The sequence below is a fragment of the Variovorax sp. dw_954 genome (genome assembly GCF_018449755.1).
Lineage (GTDB): Bacteria > Pseudomonadota > Gammaproteobacteria > Burkholderiales > Burkholderiaceae_C > Variovorax.
Genome location: NZ_JAAVVD010000028.1, coordinates 20,745 through 39,854 on the forward strand (window position 1 = coordinate 20,745; position 19,110 = coordinate 39,854).

General features: G+C 65.4%; 20 protein-coding genes and 1 pseudogene. 7 read left to right on the forward strand and 14 right to left on the reverse strand.

All coding sequences use genetic code 11. The features are described 5' to 3' along the window. Window positions 1-124: 124 nt before the first annotated feature. The 5 genes from HB681_RS31085 (at window position 125) to HB681_RS31105 (ending at window position 4,903) form a co-directional block, all read left to right on the forward strand. Window positions 125-1,570, forward strand: a complete 1,446-nt coding sequence (locus HB681_RS31085) for an amidohydrolase family protein (protein ID WP_213958749.1) — start codon at window positions 125-127, stop codon at window positions 1,568-1,570. Between the two features lie 34 nt (window positions 1,571-1,604). Then, window positions 1,605-2,486 carry an alpha/beta hydrolase gene (locus tag HB681_RS31090; protein ID WP_256354370.1) on the forward strand — a complete coding sequence of 294 codons (882 nt, stop codon included), beginning with the start codon at window positions 1,605-1,607 and terminating at the stop codon, window positions 2,484-2,486. 184 nt (window positions 2,487-2,670) lie between these two features. Continuing rightward, a complete protein-coding gene (locus HB681_RS31095) occupies window positions 2,671-3,279 on the forward strand; it encodes a VOC family protein (RefSeq protein WP_213958751.1) in 609 nt (202 codons plus the stop codon). A gap of 5 nt (window positions 3,280-3,284) precedes the next feature. Beyond that, a complete protein-coding gene (locus HB681_RS31100; protein WP_213958752.1) occupies window positions 3,285-3,608 on the forward strand; it encodes a hypothetical protein in 324 nt (107 codons plus the stop codon). A gap of 56 nt (window positions 3,609-3,664) precedes the next feature. Then, window positions 3,665-4,903 carry a porin gene (locus tag HB681_RS31105; protein ID WP_213958753.1) on the forward strand — a complete coding sequence of 413 codons (1,239 nt, stop codon included), beginning with the start codon at window positions 3,665-3,667 and terminating at the stop codon, window positions 4,901-4,903. A gap of 126 nt (window positions 4,904-5,029) precedes the next feature. Here the strand turns inward: HB681_RS31105 and HB681_RS31110 are convergent, their stop codons facing one another. The 3 genes from HB681_RS31110 to HB681_RS31120 all read right to left on the reverse strand — a co-directional run bounded on the left by HB681_RS31110 (window position 5,030) and on the right by HB681_RS31120 (window position 8,230). Further along, window positions 5,030-5,995: a LysR substrate-binding domain-containing protein gene (locus HB681_RS31110; RefSeq protein ID WP_213958754.1), complete on the reverse strand. Its 966-nt coding sequence runs from the start codon at window positions 5,993-5,995 to the stop codon at window positions 5,030-5,032. 141 nt (window positions 5,996-6,136) lie between these two features. Beyond that, complete coding sequence (locus tag HB681_RS31115) at window positions 6,137-7,126, reverse strand: Bug family tripartite tricarboxylate transporter substrate binding protein (protein ID WP_213958755.1); 990 nt, start codon at window positions 7,124-7,126, stop codon at window positions 6,137-6,139. Window positions 7,127-7,180: 54 nt separating this feature from the next. Beyond that, entirely contained in the window at window positions 7,181-8,230 is a 1,050-nt protein-coding gene (locus tag HB681_RS31120; protein WP_213958756.1) for an aromatic ring-hydroxylating dioxygenase subunit alpha, read from the reverse strand. 138 nt (window positions 8,231-8,368) lie between these two features. Between HB681_RS31120 and HB681_RS31125 the strand changes: the two genes are divergently transcribed. After that, window positions 8,369-8,944, forward strand: a complete 576-nt coding sequence (locus HB681_RS31125) for a MarR family transcriptional regulator (protein WP_256354369.1) — start codon at window positions 8,369-8,371, stop codon at window positions 8,942-8,944. A gap of 28 nt (window positions 8,945-8,972) precedes the next feature. Here the strand turns inward: HB681_RS31125 and HB681_RS31130 are convergent, their stop codons facing one another. The 6 genes from HB681_RS31130 to HB681_RS31155 are packed head-to-tail and all read right to left on the reverse strand — an operon-like array spanning window position 8,973 to window position 14,615. Further along, window positions 8,973-9,686: a MarR family transcriptional regulator gene (locus HB681_RS31130; RefSeq protein ID WP_213958757.1), complete on the reverse strand. Its 714-nt coding sequence runs from the start codon at window positions 9,684-9,686 to the stop codon at window positions 8,973-8,975. 43 nt (window positions 9,687-9,729) lie between these two features. Next, window positions 9,730-10,599 (reverse strand): fumarylacetoacetate hydrolase family protein, encoded by an 870-nt coding sequence (locus tag HB681_RS31135; protein ID WP_213958758.1) that lies wholly within the window; start codon window positions 10,597-10,599, stop codon window positions 9,730-9,732. A gap of 36 nt (window positions 10,600-10,635) precedes the next feature. Continuing rightward, the gene (locus HB681_RS31140; RefSeq protein WP_213958833.1) at window positions 10,636-11,898 is read right to left on the reverse strand and encodes an MFS transporter; all 1,263 of its coding nucleotides are present in this window, start codon (window positions 11,896-11,898) and stop codon (window positions 10,636-10,638) included. Window positions 11,899-11,930: 32 nt separating this feature from the next. Further along, window positions 11,931-12,443: a flavin reductase family protein gene (locus HB681_RS31145; RefSeq protein ID WP_213958759.1), complete on the reverse strand. Its 513-nt coding sequence runs from the start codon at window positions 12,441-12,443 to the stop codon at window positions 11,931-11,933. After that, on the reverse strand, window positions 12,430-13,353 hold the full coding sequence (locus HB681_RS31150; protein WP_213958760.1) for a VOC family protein: 924 nt from the start codon (window positions 13,351-13,353) through the stop codon (window positions 12,430-12,432). Before HB681_RS31150 ends, HB681_RS31145 begins: the two co-directional genes overlap by 14 nt. 17 nt (window positions 13,354-13,370) lie before the next feature. Continuing rightward, entirely contained in the window at window positions 13,371-14,615 is a 1,245-nt protein-coding gene (locus tag HB681_RS31155; protein ID WP_213958761.1) for an acyl-CoA dehydrogenase family protein, read from the reverse strand. A gap of 143 nt (window positions 14,616-14,758) precedes the next feature. Here HB681_RS31155 and HB681_RS31160 point away from each other — a divergent pair, with 143 nt between their 5' ends. Further along, on the forward strand, window positions 14,759-15,790 hold the full coding sequence (locus tag HB681_RS31160; protein ID WP_213958762.1) for an amidohydrolase family protein: 1,032 nt from the start codon (window positions 14,759-14,761) through the stop codon (window positions 15,788-15,790). Between the two features lie 153 nt (window positions 15,791-15,943). Here HB681_RS31160 and HB681_RS31165 read toward each other — a convergent pair whose 3' ends face one another. From HB681_RS31165 to HB681_RS31180, 5 genes and pseudogenes are all read right to left on the reverse strand, one after another. Then, window positions 15,944-16,276: a YciI family protein gene (locus HB681_RS31165; RefSeq protein ID WP_213958763.1), complete on the reverse strand. Its 333-nt coding sequence runs from the start codon at window positions 16,274-16,276 to the stop codon at window positions 15,944-15,946. Window positions 16,277-16,298: 22 nt separating this feature from the next. After that, the gene (locus HB681_RS31170) at window positions 16,299-16,730 is read right to left on the reverse strand and encodes a nuclear transport factor 2 family protein (protein WP_213958764.1); all 432 of its coding nucleotides are present in this window, start codon (window positions 16,728-16,730) and stop codon (window positions 16,299-16,301) included. 51 nt (window positions 16,731-16,781) lie between these two features. Then, window positions 16,782-17,795, reverse strand: a complete 1,014-nt coding sequence (locus HB681_RS38450) for a sulfatase-like hydrolase/transferase (protein WP_256354367.1) — start codon at window positions 17,793-17,795, stop codon at window positions 16,782-16,784. 98 nt (window positions 17,796-17,893) lie between these two features. Further along, window positions 17,894-18,490, reverse strand: a pseudogene (locus HB681_RS38455) (sulfatase-like hydrolase/transferase); the annotation flags it as partial. A 31-nt stretch (window positions 18,491-18,521) separates the two neighbouring features. Beyond that, on the reverse strand, window positions 18,522-19,097 hold the full coding sequence (locus HB681_RS31180; protein WP_256354366.1) for a VOC family protein: 576 nt from the start codon (window positions 19,095-19,097) through the stop codon (window positions 18,522-18,524). Window positions 19,098-19,110 lie beyond the last annotated feature (13 nt).

Consider the following 19,110-nt stretch of genomic DNA (forward strand, 5'->3'; position numbering starts at 1 on the left):
CCGGCTGGCAGCCGGCTCCGTAGTATCGCGCGGCAAAACCATCAGGAGACCCGCATTGCATTGCGAGAAACATCATGACATCCGGTCGGGCGCCCGCCTGCCTCACGCCTTGCTGGCGCTGCTCATGGCCACCCTCGGCCTGCAAGCCACCGCCGCGACAGCGCTGAAGACCGTGGTCGACAAGGGCCTTGTCATCGAGGGCGTGACCGTGGTCAACGTGAAGGACGGCAGCCTGTCGCCCGAGATGAGCGTGGTCATCGAGAACGGAAAGATCGCCAGGATCGCCCGTGCATCCGCCATCGTCGCGCGCGGCGAGGCCCATGCGGTGGACGCGCGCGGCAAGTTCATCGTGCCCGGCTACCTCGACATGCATGCCCATCCGCTCAACGCACCGGACCCGCGGCCTGCGCTCAAGCTCATGCTGTCCAACGGCGTCACCGGTTACCGCCAGATGTCGAGCTCGCCCGAGCTGCTGCAGGCGCGCCGCGACGGCAAGCTTGCCTATCCGCAGGCGCCGGAGCTGCTGGCGCTCCCCGGCACCATCCTGACCGATTCGCTCACGCCCACACCCGATGCCGCAGTCGCGGAGGTGCGCAAACAGAAGCAGCAAGGGGCAGACTTCATCAAGACCGTCGGCCTCTCCGCGAAGAACTTCTACGCCGCGGGCGCGGAAGCCAAGGCGCAGGGGCTGCCGTACTCGGGTCACATGAACATGGACATCAATGTGCGCGAGGGCGCAAAGACGATGCGTTCCATCGAGCACCTCGGCCCGCTCGAAGTGATGTTGCTCGGCTGCTCGCGCGACGAGGCGCCGATCCGCGATTTTGTCCAGCACACGCACGGCGAGCCGCCGCAGGTCGGCCCCACCACGCCGGCCATGCAAGCCATGCTTGTGCGCATCATCGCCAACCCGATGATGATGACCAAGCCGCCGCAGTTCGAGAGCATGCAGCGCGTGCTCGACAGCTACGACGAAGGCAAGTGCAAGGAGTTGGCAGGCGAACTCATCAAGGACAACTCGTGGCAGGTGCCGACGTTGATCCGCCTGCGCACGATGGAGATCGCGGACGACCCGGCCTACAAGGCCGACCCGAACAACCGCTTCATGCCCCCGCCCGTGCGCCAGATGTGGAGCGAGCTGGGCGCGCAGTTCCCGCAGCGCGTCTCCGCCGGCAACCGCGAGATCTTCAAGCGCTTCTTCACGCTGCAACTCCGGTTCACCAAGCTTCTGCAAGACGCCGGCGTGCCGATGCTCGCGGGCTCCGACACGGGCGGCTCGATCTGGGTGGTGCCGGGCTTCTCGCTGCACCAGGACTTCGACCTGTTCGCGCAGGCCGGCCTCTCGCCGCTGCAGGTGCTGCAGATCGCGACGATCAACGGCGCGAAGTATCTCGGCCGCGAAAGCACGATGGGCACGGTGGAGGCTGGCAAGAATGCCGACCTCGTGCTGCTCGATGCGAACCCGGTCGCGGACGTGGCGAACCTGCACAGGATCGCGGGCGTGGTGCGCGCGGGTGGCTGGTACTCGCCGGCTGCGCTGCACAAGCTGCAGGCCGAAGCGCTTCCGTGAGCGGATCGACACACAACAACGAGGAGACAAAGACTTGAGCGCAACACAACACACCGCCTCGCTGTTCGGCGGCCTCTCGGGCCGCCACAACATCCCCGCCGGCACGCTACCTTCGAACACGCCGCTGGTCATCGCCATTCACGGCGGCACCTACACCTCGGCCTACTTCGACGTGCCCGGCGCTTCTCTGTTCGACCAGGCGGCAGCCAATGGCATCCCGATCATCGCGCCCGACCGTCCCGGCTATGTCGACAGCCCGATCCTGCCGCCCGCGGAAGGGACAGTGCGCGGTCAGGCCAGGGCGCTCACAGCGGCATTGAGGGATGCGTGGCAACGCTACGGCGCCGGCACGCGCGGCATCGTGCTGATCGGCCACTCCATCGGCGGCGCGATCGCCTGCACGATGGCGGAAATGATCGCCAGCGAGCCCGACGGCCTGCCGCTGATCGGCCTGGCCATCTCCGGCGTCTGCATGCACACGCCGCCCGAGCACAAGCCGATGTGGGAAAGCCTGCCCGACATTCCCATCATCGCGTTGCCCGACGAAGGCAAGGCCCAGTTCATGTTCGGCCCCGAAGGCAGCTACGACCCGGCCATGCCCGGCACCTCGACCGGCTTTGCCGGCGCCGGCGCGCCGAAGGCGGAACTCGTCGACATCGTCAGCACCTGGAGCGCCAATGCACCGGCCACGCTGGGCAGCATCACGGTGCCGGTGCACTACCGGCAGGCCGAGGTCGATCGTCTGTGGATCTGCGGGCAAGGCGAGGTCGACAGCTTCGCGCAGGCGCTGTCGAAGTCGTCCCGCGTCGACGCGGCTATGGTGCACGGCACCGGGCATTGCATGGACTTCCACCACATCGGGCGCGCGCTGCAGTTGCAGCAGCTGGCCTTTGCGCTGCAGTGCGCGGCTGAGTAGCGACCGGTCCTGCGTGGGGCAAGCCTCGCGTGGGCCGACGATCGTCTGGCATCGCCTGCGATGCCAGAACCTGATCAACGACGAAATATTTCAATCTCGTCCGCACGAAGGGGCAGCCATAGCATCCGCCCGAACTCGATGCAAAAGTGCACCGGGCAATCCTTTCAAGAAGCAGGAGATCACCATGACGACCACGGCGAAGCCCGCCCCCAACCTGATGTTCAGCCACATGGGCCTGAGCGTGAAGCGCATCGCGCCGATGGAGGCGTTCTACACGAACGTGCTCGGCTTCACCGTGACCGACCGCGGCAATGCCGGCGGCATGGAACTGGTGTTCCTCTCGCGCAGCCCGGAAGACCATCACCAGATCGTGCTGGCCACCGGTCGCCCGCAGGAACTGCCCGCCAACACGGCCAACCCGCAATTCGGCCCGAGCATCAACCAGATCTCGTTCAAGGTCGGTTCGCTCGATGACCTGCGCGACATCCAGAGGCGCCTCGAGGCCGAGGGCGGCGGCAACCTGTTCCCGGCCAACCATGGCATCGCCTGGAGCATCTATGCGCACGACCCCGAGGGCAACAACCTCGAGTTCTTCGTCGACTCCGACTGGTACATCACGCAGCCCTTCCTGATCCCCCTGGACTTCAGCAAGACCAACGAGGAAATCGTCGCGCTGACGAAGTCCCTCTGCGAGACCAGTGAAGGCTACGAGCCCTACGGCAACTGGCGCAAGCGCGTCGCCTTGCGCATGACGCCTTTCGTGCCGGCTAAGCAGCCGGCCGCGGTGGAGTAAGCGGCATGTGGGTACGCTCCGCCTTCTGGGTTGGCAATGCCAAGCCCGGCATGGAAGAAAAGTTCGAGTCGCTGATGAACGAGTCGGTGGTGCCCGGCCTGCGCACCTTGCCCGGCGTGCGCGGCGTGAAGGCCTGGTGGCCGCGCAAGCGCGAGGACAACCCGCCCGGCATCTGCTGCCAGATCGTCGTCGACTTCGCGAGCCGTGCCGACATCGACGCGATGCTGGCCTCGCCCGAGCGTGCCGCGTTCCGGCCAAAGGTGCTGGAGGCGATCGCGCTCTTCGAGGGGCAGTTCAGCCACATCGACTTCGAGGTCGGCCCGGGCTGAATGCCTGCCTTCCTCGATCGCGACGAATCACAAGAAACAGAGACAAGAAACCATCCATGAAAAAAACCTCGGTATCGCTGGCACTCCTCGCACTCGCAGGCGCCGCCTCGGCCCAATCCTCGCTCACCGTGTTCGGCATCGTCGATGCGGGCGTCAGCTACTACAGCATGAAGAGCGACAACGTCGGCGTGATCAATGCGGCCCGGCCCGCGTCCGTCACGCTCAGCCAGACCGCGCTGACCAGCGGCAATTACGTGCCCAGCCGGTGGGGCTTTCGCGGCACTGAAGACCTGGGCGGCGGGCTGGCGGCGAGCTTCTGGCTGGAGCAATCGCTGAACGTCGATGACGGCACGCAGCCGCTGTCTTCGCGCCGGTCGACGGTGAGCCTCAGCGGCGGCTTCGGCGAGATCCGGCTGGGACGCGACGTGTCGCCGACCTTCGTGGCGGACACGGTGACCGACCCCTTCCTCAACACCGGTGTCGGCGCCAACCTGATCGGCATGGTGAACGCGCGCCTGGCGGTCTTCACCGCGCTGCCCGGCGGCGGCCTGCTGGCCGGTCCGACCGGCGGCCCGGCGAACTACATCTTCGTCAACAACACGATCGGCTACTTCACGCCTAACACGCTGGGCGGCTTCTTCGCTCAGGCGATGGGAAGCTTCCACGAGAACGTGAAAAGCTCGTCCCAGTTCGACAGCCCGAGCAAGCGCGGGCAGTTCTTCGGCATGCGCGTCGGCTATGCCAACGGCGGGCTCGACGTCTCGGCAAGCTACGGCGTCAGCACGGCGATCGATGCGCTGCCACCCGCTGCGACGCCTCTGACCGACACCCAGGTCAAGACCGCCAACCTGGCGGCCACCTACGACTTCGGCTTCATGAAGCTCGCGGGCGAACTCTCGCGTGCCACCAACGACTCGAAGTTCACGTTGCCCGGCGCGGCCGCATCCACCTCGGCCGACTACGACGGCGCGATGGTCGGCGTGACGGTGCCGGTCGGCCCGGTGCGCATCAAGAGCAGCTACGGCTATGTGAAGTACAAGCCGGACAACGCGGCGGTGCCGTCGCTGGTCAATCCCGATGCGGCGATCTCCAAGTTCTCGTTGGGCCTGACCTACAACTTCTCACGCCGCACGCTGCTGTATGCCACCACGGCCTTCACCAGCATCCACAACGGCAAGAACAACCCCACCGTGATGGGCGTGCCGCCACAGCCGAGCGGCGCCTTCGCGGCCTTCGCCGGCTACGCGCCGCGCTCGGCCAGGGGCTACGAAGCGGGTATGAGCCACTCCTTTTAAAAGCATCCAAGGTGGCGCGCGGGAAGGTGCGCCAGAACACGGCCATTGCGCATCGCTGGGGATGCGCCGTGGTCTTCGCGGGCCAGATCTTCTTGCGATGGATCTGCGCCCGTTTTTTGATTCAGCTCAGTTGAGCGACGCGGCTACCGCCCTGCGCGGCGTCGATGCGACCTGGCCCGGGAACGGATTGCAGATGGTGGTGTCCACGTGGCGGCTGGCGCGGCGGATCATGTCGCAGAAGTATTCGGCCGCGGGCGTCAGCGGCATGCTGTTGCGCTGCACGATGCAGATGGGCGGGGAGGGCAGGCGCTCGGCGACGTGGATCGGCTGCAGTGCGTTGCTGAAGAGCGGCGTCTGCGTCCACTGGATCGGCAGCAGCATGAGCAGGTCGGAGTAGGCCACGGTGAAGAGGAAGGTCAGGGCCGAGCGTGCCTGCACGATGAGGCGTGGTGGCGGCAGGCCGTGGCTTGCGAACAGCGGCGCGAGTTCTTCTTCCGCGCGATAGGTGACCGAGGTGGTGACCCATTCGGCATCGACCAGTTCCCGCAGCGAGCGCGCATTGGCCAACGGATGCCCGTGCCGGCCGACGATCACGCGGTAGCTGTCGAGCAGCTTCTCGGCGCTGAGTTCGCTCGACACTTCCTCCAGCGTCGGTCCGATGTAGCAGTCGACGATGCCGTCCTTCAGCTCGGCTTCCACGCTCGGCAGCAGGCCGTCGATGATGTCGAGCTGCACGTCCGGAAAGCGCTGGCGGAAGGCGGCCATCGCACTCGGCAGCATGGCCATGTGTGCCACGCCGGAGAGGCACACGCAGATATGGCCGTTCATCTGCCCGCGCAACTGATCGAGCTCGTCGCGGGCGCGGTCGAGTTCGCAGCGCACCGCCTTGGAGCGGCGCAGGAACACCTCGCCCATGCGCGTGAGCGAGACGCCCTTGGCGCGGCGCTCGAACAGCACCACGCCCAGTTCCTTCTCGAGTTCCTGGATGCTGCGCGTGATGGCCGGTTGCGTCACGCCGAGCTGGCGCGCGGCGGCGCGCAGGCTGCCGCGTTCGGCCACGGCCATGAAATCACGGAGGGAGTTGAGCTTCATCGGGAGATCGACTTCGTTGGTTGTCTTGTGTGTTCAGGAGCAGTGCACCGAGCGTAGGCGCAAGCGCGCCGCTTGTAACTCCGTACCTGCCCTCACATCGCAACCATTGCGCGCTCGGGGAGTCCCCCGCGCGACGCGCGGTCACTCTTCCGCGGTGAAACCGGAGGCCTTGATGATGGGCTCCCAGCGTTCCATGTCGGCCTTGATGACCGCGGCGAAGCTGGCCGGCGTGCCCTGCACCGTTTCCATCGCGATGCCGGCATAGCCGTCGTGCAGGTCCTTGCGCTGCAGCGCGGCGTTGAAGGCCGCGGCGGTGCGGGTCACGACATCGGCCGGTGTCTTCGCCGGCATGAACAAGCCAAGCCATGACTCGACCACCATGTCCTGCAGGCCCAACTCGACCAGCGTGGGTGCGTTGGGCAGGAAGCGGCTGCGCTGCGCGCCCGTGGTCGCGATCACGCGCACCTTGCCGCTGGCCATCTGCGGCAGCACCTCGCCGATCGGGTTGATGCTCATCGGGATCTGGCCACCCATCAAGTCCTGCAGGGCCGGCGCACCGCCCTTGTAGGCCACGTGGAGCAAGTCCACGCCGATGGCGCGCGAGAGCATCAGGCCCGCGAAGTGCGATGCGGCGCCGGCCGAGGTCGATGCGAACGAAGCGCGTGAAGGGTTCGCCTTGCACCATGCGACGAGCTGCTGCAGGTTGGTGACCTCCGCCGGCATGCCCGGGCCGACGGCCAGTGCGTAGCCCGTCTTCGAACAAAGCGCCACCGGGGCGAAGTCCTGCAGCGGGTTGTAGTTGAGTTTGCGGAAGCTGTACGGAAAGATGGTCATCACGAAGTCGGTCGTGAAGAGCATCGTGCTGCCGTCAGGCTGCGCGTCCTTCACGTATTCGACACCGATGCGGCCGGAGGCACCGGCTCGGTTCTCGACGACCAGGCCTGCAGGGAAGTCGGAGTGCAACTTGTCGGCGGTCATGCGCGCGACGGCATCGGTGCCGCCGCCGGCCGGGAAGGGAACGATCAGCCGCGACAGCTTGGTCGACTGTGCCAGCGCGAGACGTGGCAGCGCCGCGATGGAAAGCGATGCGGCCGAGGCCGCGAGAAGTTGTCGGCGCGTGGTGACGCTCATGTCATCTCCAGAAGGTGTTTATCGTGGCCGACAACGTTCGGCCTCAGCGTACGGCTACTGCTGCGCGGTCAGTGCCGTCATGATCCGCCGCGCGCGGTTCGGGCCGCCGTCGACGTGGATCGCGACCTGCCGCCAGTCGGCCGCGAAGCGCACCTGGTTGGCCCACTGCGCCTCGATGATGTCCTTGTCCTCGTGGAAGGTGTCGACCACCTGCTTCACCAGCACGTCGGCCGCGCCGGGCCGCGTCGGATGCTCATTGGTGGCGACGGTCCAGAAGTAGTGCGAGGTGGTCGCGGTCTCTGGCGTGACGCCGTGGAAGCCGTGGATGTGGAAGCCGGCGCGGTTGGCATCGGCCAGGTCGCCGCTGCCCGCGTCCATCGCGCCGGTCCAGATCACGAGGTGCGAGACGTGGAACTCGACCTCCTGCCAGCGGTCCACCCGGCCCGCGAAGGGCCAGGCCGCCGTGTAGGTGGGCGGCGGCACGCTGTCGGGCATGGGGCGCGTGACACGCACGACCTCGGCGTCTGACGTCACGTCGAACTTCGCGCTCATGTGCAGCTTCGGATTGCCGCCGATGGTTTTCTGGTGCACATAGCCGACATGGCTCAGGTCCAGCAGGTTGTCGTGGATGAGCTGGTAGGGCGCCTTGTAGTGGAAGCTGTCGCCGCCGAACTTGAAGCGCGGGTCGACATGCACCGGGTAGTGTGGCGGCTCATCGGCCGGCTCGCCCTGGCCGATCCACACCCAGAGGATCTGGTCCACTTCGCGCAAGGGGTAGCTCACGACACGGGCGCGCTCGGGGATGTAGGCCTGCCCGGGGATCTCGACGCAGACGCCGCGTTCATCGAACAGCAGCCCGTGATAGCCGCAGCGCAGCCCCGGCCCTTCGACGCTGCCGCATGACAGGGGCAGGTTCTTGTGGCAGCAGCGGTCTTCCAGTGCCGCGACACCCTGCGGCCCGCGGAACAGCACCATCGGATGGCCGAGCAAGGTGCGGGCGAGCGGCTTGTCCTTGAGCTCCCACGCGAAGCCCGCGACCCACCAGCGGTTGGAGGGGAATCGCGCGGCATTCATGGGGTGTGAGTCGGCGGTGGGGTGTTCCATGTCTGGCCCTTTCGAGGGGTTTGGCGGGATGCCATTCAGTACACAGAATGGTAGATTGCATCAGTGGAATTGCAAGCGGTCCGAGGACCGCGTTTTCCCTGAGACCGCTAGACTGGCTTTTTACTTCCCAGAACCGAGATGCCCCCTGCCAAGAGTGTCAAGAAGACCAGTCCGCCGCCGGCGAACGTCGCGATGTCCGAACACTTGCAGCAGGAGTTGCGCGACGCGCCCGGCCACCTGTTCCGGCGCGGGCAACAGATCTGCATCTCGGCCTTCTACAGCGCGCTCGGTCCCGACATCACGCCGCTGCAATACGGCATCCTGCGCGTGGTCGACAAGCACCCGGGCCTGGACCAGGTCACGCTGGCCCGGCTGCTCGACCTCGACAACGCGACCACCGCCGAGATCGCGACGCGACTGGAGCGCAAGGGACTGCTGCGGCGCGAATTGCAGGTGGTGCTGCGTCGGCAGCGCCTGCTCTACCTGACCGATGAAGGCCAGGGCGCCATCGGCAGCCTGCAGCGCGGTGTCGAGAAGCTGAATGCCGGCTTGCTCGCGAAGCTCGAGCCGCAGGAGCGGGTTGACCTGATGCGGCTCCTTCGGCGCTTCATCGAGGTCCACGGCAATGGCGACACCGAGCCCTTGGGCGCGGGCAGCGGCTCGCCGATCAAGGCGCCAGTGGTCAAAAAGGCCGTGCGTTCACGCGCGAAGTAATGGGCAGGCTACGTAGCTCCGAGGCAACCTATTGGCTCTCCTCCAGTGCACGTTTTTTCTGAACCCGTCGTGCGATGGTCAGTTTGCGGTTCACGCCGGTCAGATCGCCTGAGCCGTCGACCATGTTGTGATAGATCGCATGCAAGGTGCGCAAGGTGGTCTCTACGTCAGCCCTCGGAACGCCAGTGACCGAGGTCTTCTCGATGCGCACACCGCGCGGTGCCAACTCCTTCACCATGGCGCGTCCGGCTGGCGTCAGTGTGAGAAGTACCGCGCGTTTGTCGGCAGGAGAGACGACACGCGCCACCAGCCCGCGAGTCTCGGCGCTGGCAACAGAGCGCGAAAGGTACGAGAGCTCGGAGCCGGTGTGGTTGGCCAGGTCGCTCAGCGACTGCTGGTCCTGGTAGCTCAGCGCAGCGAGCACGCGCCACGTCTGCAGATTGACGCCATGCGTCTTCAGTTCGTCACTGAAACGCGCCGCGATGATATTGGCCGCTCGATTGAGGAGATAGCCGATGGAATGCTCGACATCGAATAGCGCTCCGCCTGCTGGCGCAGGGAGGTTTCGATTCGCAGACCTTGATGCGGGCGCACGCGCGCGTTTGGCGACGGGCTTGGCAGGCGTGGCGGGAGGGGGTGTTTCAGGCTTGCTTCGCGGCATGGCAGTTTGGAACTCGAAGCGGCGGCGCCGGGCTGGCGCGACTTCGTTTTGATAGCTTAAACCATGAAAAACCCCACTCATCGCCGCGCACTGCCGCAGCCGTCCGAGCGCGCCTGGCGCCAGGTCAGACTGGCTCGGGCACCACGCGATTTTCGATGGCCCCGATGCCTTCGATCTCGGCCCGCATGACGTCGCCGGCCTTCAGATACCGGGGCGGCTCCATCGCCACACCGACGCCCGAAGGCGTGCCGGTGGCGAGCAGGTCGCCCGGCTCCAGGGTGAAGGCCGCCGACAGGTAGGCGATCTGCGCATCGATGTCATGGATCATCTGGTTGGCGAAGTCGTCCTGGCGAAGATCACCGTTGACCCACATGCGCAACCTGAACGCACCGAGGTCACCGATCTCATCGCTCGTCACGATCCACGGCCCGGTGGGTCCGGTGGTGTCGAAGGACTTGCCGACAGTCATGGTCGGCGTGGCAAGCTGCCAGTCGCGCACCGAGACGTCGTTACACACCATGTAGCCCGCGATCACCGAACGCGCGTCCTCGCGGCTGACATGCCGGCAGCGCTTGCCGATGACCGCGCACAGTTCAACTTCGTAGTCGAGCTTGTCGGACACCCTGGGAAGATGCACGTCGCCGTCGGGGCCATTGACGCAGGAGACTTGCTTGTTGAACCAGACCTGGGTGGGCGGCGTCTTGACCCCGACCTTGCTCGCCTCTTCGACGTGCTTCCTGTAGTTCATGCCGATGGCCAGGAACTTGGAAGAGTTCGGAACCGGTGCCAGCAACTTCACGTCGGCCAGCGGCAGTGCGTGGGCGGCGCTTAACGGGATCGCCTTGGCCTTGGCCATGGCATCCGGTCCCGCCTGAAGCAGTTCTCGCATCGTTGCGGGCAACGACGGATCATTGGCAGGCAGGTCGATGACGCGATCGCCTTCGACCTTGCCGATAGAGGTCTGGTGGTCGTGGAGATAGGTGACGAGTTTCATGGGTGAAGCAGGAATGGGAAAGGAGGAAGAAGTGACTCAGGCGGGGTGGATTCGCGAGGCCGCGTTGGGGCTGGCCGACGCAGCACCGTTGCCGGTGTGATGAACCGGGAAGGGGTATTTGCCCGGCATGCGCAGCAACGCCGCGCCTGCGCACACCAGCGTCACGACGAAGCCGACCAAGGCCGGGTGGTAGGAGCCCGTGGCATCGAAGGTTGCACCCATCACGAATGGGCCGAGTCCGGTGCCAACGGTGAAGATGGCAAACAGGTAGCCATAGACCTGACCGAAAGCGCGCAGGCCGAAGTAGCGGCTTTGCAGGTAGCCGATCAGATCGACCTCGGCACCAAGGCCGATGCCCACCAGGACGGCGCCGACGGTGGTCAGCATCGGGTCCGTACTCGCAAGCAGCGTGAGGACACCGAGCGCGGGAATCACGATGAAGGCAATCGCCACATGGGGCGCGAAGAAGCGATCCAGCAAGTAGCCGCACGCAAGCCGCCCCACGATCAGCGAAGCCCCGATGCTGGAGAAGATCGCCACCGCCTGCTGCGACGGAATGCCACGGTCCGTGAGCAGCGGAACAAGGTGCACGATGATGCCGTTCGCCACGACAGGAATGCAGAAAAAAACGAAGGACAAGATCCAGAACTCCTTTGTCCGCACGACCTGACGAGCTTCCAACCCGGGCAGCGCTCCCGGGGTCGAGCCACCGCGCCGCGCCGCCGGCTCGCTGAGAAAGAGCGCCACCGCCGGAAAGGCAATCAGGAACACCGTGGCGCCCAGCGCAACGTAGGCGCCGCGCCAGCCGAGGTTGTCGAGATAGACCTGCGCGAGCTTGGGGATGAGCGCCGTGCCGAGACCGACGCCAGTCATCGCGATGCCCATCGCGAGGCCGCGCCGCCGGTCGAAGGCGCCCGCGATCGACTTTGCATAAGGCAGCGGCGCCTGCCCGCCGCTGAACACGCCGAGAACGCAGAACATGCCGATGAACACCGGCGCCACTGCGGGCGCCAGCGACATGGCGGCGGTCGACAGCGCGAAGAACGTGATGGCAAACAGCGTGATGGGCTTGACGCCGTGCTTGTCGATCAACCGTCCGACGAACGGCGTCGCGGCGGCGGCGCAGAAGGAACCGAGCATGACGGCCGCCGACAGCACACTGCGGTTCCAGCCGAACTCGGCCATGATCGGCTTCATCAGCACCGAAGCAGAGAACTGCAGCACGGTCACGTTGCCGACGATGAGGCCCAGTACCGAGCCAAGCACGATCCACCAGGGATTGCGAAGTTGAATGGACACCTTGTCTCCTTGTTTTTTCTTGAAGGACGGAATCACGCTGCAGGCTGGCGGCGGTCTTCGACGAACCGGCCGGCATGAAACACCAGCGGTTCGCTGCTGGCGTAGCTGAAGCGCTCGACCTGGCCGAAGAACATCACGTGGTCGCCGCAGTCGGTCATCTTTGCGGTCCGGCATTCGAAGCGCGCCAGTGCATTGGCCAGCACCGGCACATTGCCGATGCCTTGCTGCAGTTCGCCCTCGAGCAGGGCGAACTTGTTATCAGATGGCCGGGCGAAGTGCATGGCGATGTGCTGCTGGTCCGCGGCCAGGACGTGCACGGCAAAGTAGGCCGATGCCGAGAACGCGGCAAGGCTGGGCGCCTTGCGCCCCAGGCACCACGCCACCAACGGCGGGTCCAGCGACACGGAGCTGAATGAGTTCACCGTTAGTCCCGCCGCACGACCGTCCTGGCCGACGGTGGTGACCACGCACACGCCAGTGGCGAAGCGGCCCAATGCGTTGCGCAGTTCGCGCGGATCGACGATCGCGGTTTCAATGTTGCTCATGGCTCACCTCATGGGTTTCAAGGGATGCATTCGGGCCCGCGCCTGTGAAGCAGCGGGGATCACGCGTGGACTCCCATTGGTCCAGCCACTTGGGGGCAAGCGGGAGCTGGCGGGGTTCGCGTGCAAACGTCTCGGGAAAGGCCTCCATGCCGAAGCTGTACTCCATGGTCAGGCCGTCCGGATCGAGGAAGTAGAGGAACACGCTCTCGGACGCCGGGTGACGGCCCGGGCCGAAGACGACCTCTGACTCGGCGCGACGCAGTCGACTCAGCGCGCGGCCGACATCGTCGATCTCGGTCACCATGAAATTGACGTGGTGGAGACTGTGCCTGGGAAACTTGGCGATACCGATGCCATGGTGGAACGGGTTGGGCCAGCAGCGCAGGAAAGTGATCATGTCGCCGACCGAGTCGGAGACCTTGAAGTTCAGCACGTCACGCCAGAAGCGCAGCGCCGCTTCGGGCTGCGGCGTGTTGAACACGACGTGCCCGAGCCGCTGGATGCGGGTGACCGTGGGCTTGAACGGGCGCGCCGAATCGTCCGCCGGAACGTAGAACTCGATGGTGGCGCCAACGGCAGGTTCGAAGAAACGGATCGCGCGCTTTTGCATGCGTTCGCGGCAGGCCTGTGCCGAGCTCTCGTGTGGCTCGATGCCAGCCTCTCGCAACCGCTCCAGCAGTGGCTCGAACTGCGCCACGTTCTCGAGCATGAAACCGGCGCAACGCAGGCCTGCGCTTTGCGCCGCATGGAGCACGAAGTTGTGGTGGTCCTGGTCGCAGCGCATCAGCACTTCGCCGTCGGCACCGGTGCCGACAAACTGCAGGCCCACGACTTCCTCGTAGTAGCGGCGCGAGCGCGCCAGGTCGGTGACGTTGATCTCGACGCGGCCGAATTTTTGATAGCGGATCACTGGGCAGTCCTTTGCGTTCAGTACTGGCCGCGCGGCGGCAGGCCCAGGCGCATCTGGCCCACCATCGTGGAGACGGCATTCCAGTTGACGCTGATGTGATGCGCCACCGCATGGATGTCGCGCCATGCGCGCTGCACGCCGTTGTCCAGGTTGATGCCGGTGCCGCCGACGGCGTCGAACAGGCCGTTGATGGCGTTCACGCACAGCTTGACCGCGTAGGCATGGCCGCGGCGAAACTCGATGCGCTGCCCGGTCGTGGCCTTGCTGCCGCACGCTGCCATGTCAGTCACCACACGCAGGTCGCGCTGAAGGATCAGCTGGGCGGCATCGACCGCGGCTTCGGCCTCGGCGATGGCCGATTGCACATGGCCGAAGTTGCCGATCGTGTTGCCGCCGCCTGCGAAGGCGCCACGCGTGGTGCGCGCGGCCACGCTTTCGACGAACTCGTCGATGGCGCCGCGCAGTGCCGCCACAGCGGGGTTTGCCAGTAATGGCGGAAAGCCGCTGAGGAAAGGGATGTTGTAGAGGGCGGACGGGTTCACCAGTGCGCCCGGCGATTGCTGGTTGAGAACTTCGGCAAAGCTGACGGCACGATGCGCGGGCACGAAGATCTCGTCTTCGATCGCGATGTCCTTGCTGCCGGTGCCGGCCAGTCCGACGGTGTGCCAGTTGTCGATGATGCGGTACTGGCCTTGCGGGACCATCAGAAACATCGGCCGTGGCGGCTCGCCTTCGCCAGCCGAGAGCATGCCGCCGAGCGCCAGCCAGCTTGCGTTGTCGCTGTTGCTGCCAAAGCTCCAGCGTCCCTGAAACTTGTAGCCGCCCTCGACGCTGCGGATTTTCCCGGTCGGCGCGATGCATGAAGCGACCACTGCGTCGGGCGTCGCTTCCCACACATCTCGCTGGGCCTGGTCGGGGAACATGCCGACGACCCACGACATCGCAGCGCTGAGCCCGTAGCACCAACCGGTCGACGTGCAGCCGCGTCCAATCTCGAACGCAAGTGCACGCAATTCCTCGATGGAAAGTTCATAACCTCCGAAGCGCTTGGGCTGCAGTGCCCGGTAGAGGCCCGCATCACGCAGCATGTCGGTGACCTCGGGCGAGACCCGGCGATCGAGCTCGGTCTGGCGTGCGCGCTCGCGCACCACGGTGCCCAGGGCGGTGGCACGGGACATGAGTTCGTCGAAGGTGGGCAGGCTGGCGGCGATGGCGGTGTTGATGCGCGCCGGGCGCGCCAGGGTGGTTGCATCTGAAGTCATGGTGAGCACCAATATGGTTGTAAAAGCGACCTTTTGTCTGAAAGCGATTAGACTTCTAAATGGTTGCTTTTACAATCTAAATGCGAGAATTTTTGCCTCGGGACAAACCCTTGGATTGCAGCTTCACCAGGAGAGCTTTGAACATGGAACAGACTTCGCCGCGCTGGCGTTGCGGCTGCATCGACATTCACACGCATGTCGTGCCGCGCGACTTCCCCGCTTACCTCGGCTCGCGTATCGGCGTGCCGTGGCCCTCGATGGCACAGGCGCAGCAGCCCTGCCATCGGCACGTCATGATTTCCGGCAAGGTCTATCGCACCGTGCCGGACCAGAGCTGGGACACCGCCTTGCGCCGCGACGACATGGACCGGATCGAAGTCGAACGCCACGTGTTGTCGCCCATGCCTGAACTGCTCTCCTACTGGCTGGATGCAGAAGATGGCGCCGTGCTGTCGCGCTACCTCAACGAGACGCTGGCGCAGATGGTGGCGGATGCGCCCTCGCGCTTCAGCGCGCTGGGTGCGGTGCCACTGCAGGACGTGGACCTTGCAATCAAGGAACTCGATTACGCCATGCACGTGCTGAAGCTCTCCGGCGTGGAGATTGGTAGCAATGTCAACGGCACCGCCATCGGCGACCCTCGCTTCGAGCCGTTCTTCGCAGCGGCGGAAGAATGGGGCGCTGCATTGTTCGTGCACCCGTTGCGTCCGGCCGGCATGGATCGCCTCGTCGGGCCGCGGTCGCTCGAACAGGTGGTGGGTTTTCCGGGAGAAATCGGCTTGGCTGCCGCTTCGCTGATCACCGGTGGCACATTGGCCAGGCATCCTCGGCTTCGTATCGCAATGAGCCACGGCGGGGGGTCGATCCAGGCGCTGGTGCCGAGGTTGCAGTATGCGTGGGAGGCAACGCAGGGGTTGCGCGATGCGATCCAGTTGGCGCCGAATTCCGCGGCGCGGTTGATGTTCTATGACGACTTGCTCTACGACGCGGCCGCGATCCGCGCGCTGATCGAGTTGGTCGGCGCAGGGCAGGTGATGGTCGGCACTGACTACCCGTTTGCGATCATGGATCGGGAACCTGCTCAGCGGCTGCTGTCACTCAATCTGGACGACGAAGCTGCGGAGATGCTGCGATGGCGGAACGCGGCGCGTTGGCTGGCATTCGACCTCGGCTGAGGGGGGAACTCCACCAACCGGCCGTTCCACATGGGGCGCGACGATTAGGCATCGTGTGCATTGGCCACGCAGGCGCACGGCGACGCGGCCTGGACGAGTCGCCCATGCGCAGCCCGTCAAGGACGTTGTCGCAGGATGGGCCGGGCGATAGCGTCAGCGCGAGAACGCGCTCAGCTTCGACATGTCCTGCGGTGGCGAACCAGTGCGTTGGGGCCACACGTTGAGGAAGGGCCGCACGGTGACGCTCTCGTAGACGCCCTGCTGCGTATAAGGCTCGTCCTTCAGCCACGCGTCGAGCGCCGCGCGATCCTCGAAATCGACGATCAGCAAGCTGCCGACCATCGTCTCGCCATCGTCCGCAAACAACGGTCCTGCCGCCGCGAGTCTTTCCGCCACCGTGGCGACATGCGCGCGATGAATGGGACGCAGCGCCAGCCTGCGCTCGGTGCTGCCGGGATGGTCGATGCAATACAGGGTGAAGAGCATGCAAGTCTCCTTGATCGAATGATTAGCCTTGGATCGCCATGCGGATGCGCCGCTCCTGGATGCGCCAGCCCGATGCCGTGCGCCTGAAGCGGTCGTGGTATTCGACCACCGAAGGTGGTCCCTTTGCGAGGGACGCGCCGTCGGGTTCCGCGCTGCCCTGAAAGAACAGGACGTAGCACTGGCCGGTGGCTTCGTCGGCGCTTTCGAAGAGCACGCGGATGTTGGTGCACAGATGCCGGGTCACCATGCCCGTTGGTCGTCCATTGAGAAAGCTCTCGATCGCGGTGCGGCCGGTGAACACCGTGCCCATGCGGTCCAGCGTGCCGTTGGGTGTGAACAGGTCGAGCACCTCGGCATAGCGACGTGCGTCGAGGTGGTTCGCGAAGTCGACGCACAGGCGCGCACAGGCGGCCTCGTCCTCGGTGCGGGTTGGCTGGCTTGTATTGCTGCTCATTGCATGGGCTTTCTCAAAACTTGTTCCGGGAAATTCTTGTCGAGGCCACCCTCAATCACGGTTCTCGATCTGCACGGGGATGCCCTTGCGCCAATCGAAATAGTCGAACAGTTCGCGGCCCAGGTAGGCGTAGTCCCAGTCCACCACGCTGTTCTCGCGTGCCCAGCGGTCGTAGCGCGCGGCCATCGCCGCGAGACGGGCGGGCTGCTCGGCCGCGAGGTCGCGCGTTTCGCCGCGGTCGGCTTGGGTGTCGAACAATTGCCAGCGCGCCTCGCCATAGGGCTTGGGCAGCCAGCTGATCTTCCAGCGACCTTGACGCCAGGCCTTGTTGCCGAACAGTTCCTCGCCGCGTTCGAAGTCATCGGCGCGCACGGATGGCGACTGGCCGGTCAGCATCGGCAAGAACGACAAGCCCTTGAGTGGCTCCAGCGTTTGGCCGTTCGCCGTCTTGCCCCGCTGGGCCTTGGCGATGTCGAGAACGGTCGGGAAGACGTCCTCCACGCCGAGGAACGCGTCGTTCATCGTGCCGGGCTTGCGCACCATGGGCCCCTTGACGATCAGCGGCGAGAGCGTGCCGCCCTCGGTCACGAACATCTTGAAGGACTTGAACGGTGCCGAACTCGCGTAGGCCCAGCCGGGCCCGAGGCCGGCGAAAGAGCGCGGCGCGCCGAGGTTGGCCAGCGAGGTGTCGAAGTTTTTGCGTACGTACTCGCCATCGGCGTTGCCCTGGTACAGGCCCATGTAGGCGGCCGACGGCCCGTTGTCGGAGAAGAACAGGATCACCGTGTTGTCGTAGGCGCCGGATTTCTTCAGTGCCGACACCACCCGGCCGATGTTCATGTCGAGGTTCTCGACCATGCCGGCGTAGACCTCCATCAAGCGTTCCTGCGTCACGCGTTCGTCGGCCGACAGTTCAGCCCAAGGCTTGAACAAGGGCGCCGCAGGGCCCATGCGCGTGCTCGCCCCGAGACGCCGCATGTTGGCGAACAGTTCCTTGCGCGCGGCGTCGTAGCCGCCCGCGAACTTGCCCTTGTACCTGGCGGTGAATTCGGGCGGCGCGTGCAACGGATCGTGCACCGCCTGGAACGCGAGGTACCCGAGGAGGGCTTTTTCGCCGCCTGGGCCTCCTTCAGGTACGACAGCAGCTTGTCAGTGTAGAGATCGGACGAGAACTGCCCGGTATCGCGCGCCACTGGCTTGCCGTCCTCGGCAAAGCGGGCCTTCGGTGCGATGCCGAGCAGGCCCTGGTCGTTCCAGTGGCTGGCGCCGCCGCCGAGCAGCACGAACGAGCGGTCGAAGCCGCGTGCCGGTGGCAGTTGGCTTTCCTTGCCACCGAGGTGCCACTTCCCGGCCATGAAGGTTGCGTAGCCGCGGCGCTTCAGCACTTCGGCGAAGGTCGTCACGCGATCGTTGAGGGCACCGATGTAGCTGCCGGGTAACTGGTCCATTGCAGGCGTGTGGTACTCGCCCATAGCTCCCATGCCGGCGCGGTGGTTGTCCACGCCGGTCAGCAACTGGGCGCGCGTTGGCGAGCAGGTCGCATGCACGTGGAAGTTGGTGAAACGCATGCCTTCGCGGGCCAGGGCGCTGAGCGTCGGCGTCTGGATGACGGTCTGGCCGAACGGCCGGGTATCGTTGAATCCCAGGTCGTCGGCCAGGACGACGAGGATGTCGGGCGGCCTGGCCGGTGAGGCAAGAGCGGCGGCGCCCTGGCCGATCAATGTCAGGCCGGCGGCGAGCAGCCAGGGAAAAGCGTTCATGAAGACTTCGGGTATTCGTTTGCCCGGCCTCTCAGCCCATCATCGAACCGCGAACTTCCGACACCGGCAGATGCTCGGTCCGCCGCAGCAGCGCCGCTTCGCTTTCGCCGGCGCGCAAGCGGGCCAGGAAGACTTCCGGATCGAACTCGACACCGATCGGATTGAGTTCGAAATTCGGGCCGTACATGAATGCGTTGGCTTCGTCGTTCGAGGTGTAGCAGTCCGCCTGGAACTCCATCTGGTTGCCGTCCGGGTCGGCGTAGTAGAGCGAGACCGTGATGCCGTGGTGGATGCACCAGTACGGGAGCACGCCTGTCGCCTTCAGCTCAGCGTACTTCTCGAACAGTTCGGTGAGCGATCGGTAGCCGTAGGCCACGTGGTCCATCCCGGGCTGGCCGCGTGGCGAGCGGGCGTCGGACTCCCCGACGATGATGCCCATGTTGAGCAGGGCCACACGGTGGTGCTCGTCGTCGTAGGTGACGAAGGCGATGACCGGACTCTGATATTGCACCTTGCCGTCGAACACCTTCACGTACCACGCCAGCATCTGCTGGAAGCGGTAGGTGCGGTAGACGACATGCGCGAAGCTGGTGGGTCGGATAGCCATGTTGATCCTCTTT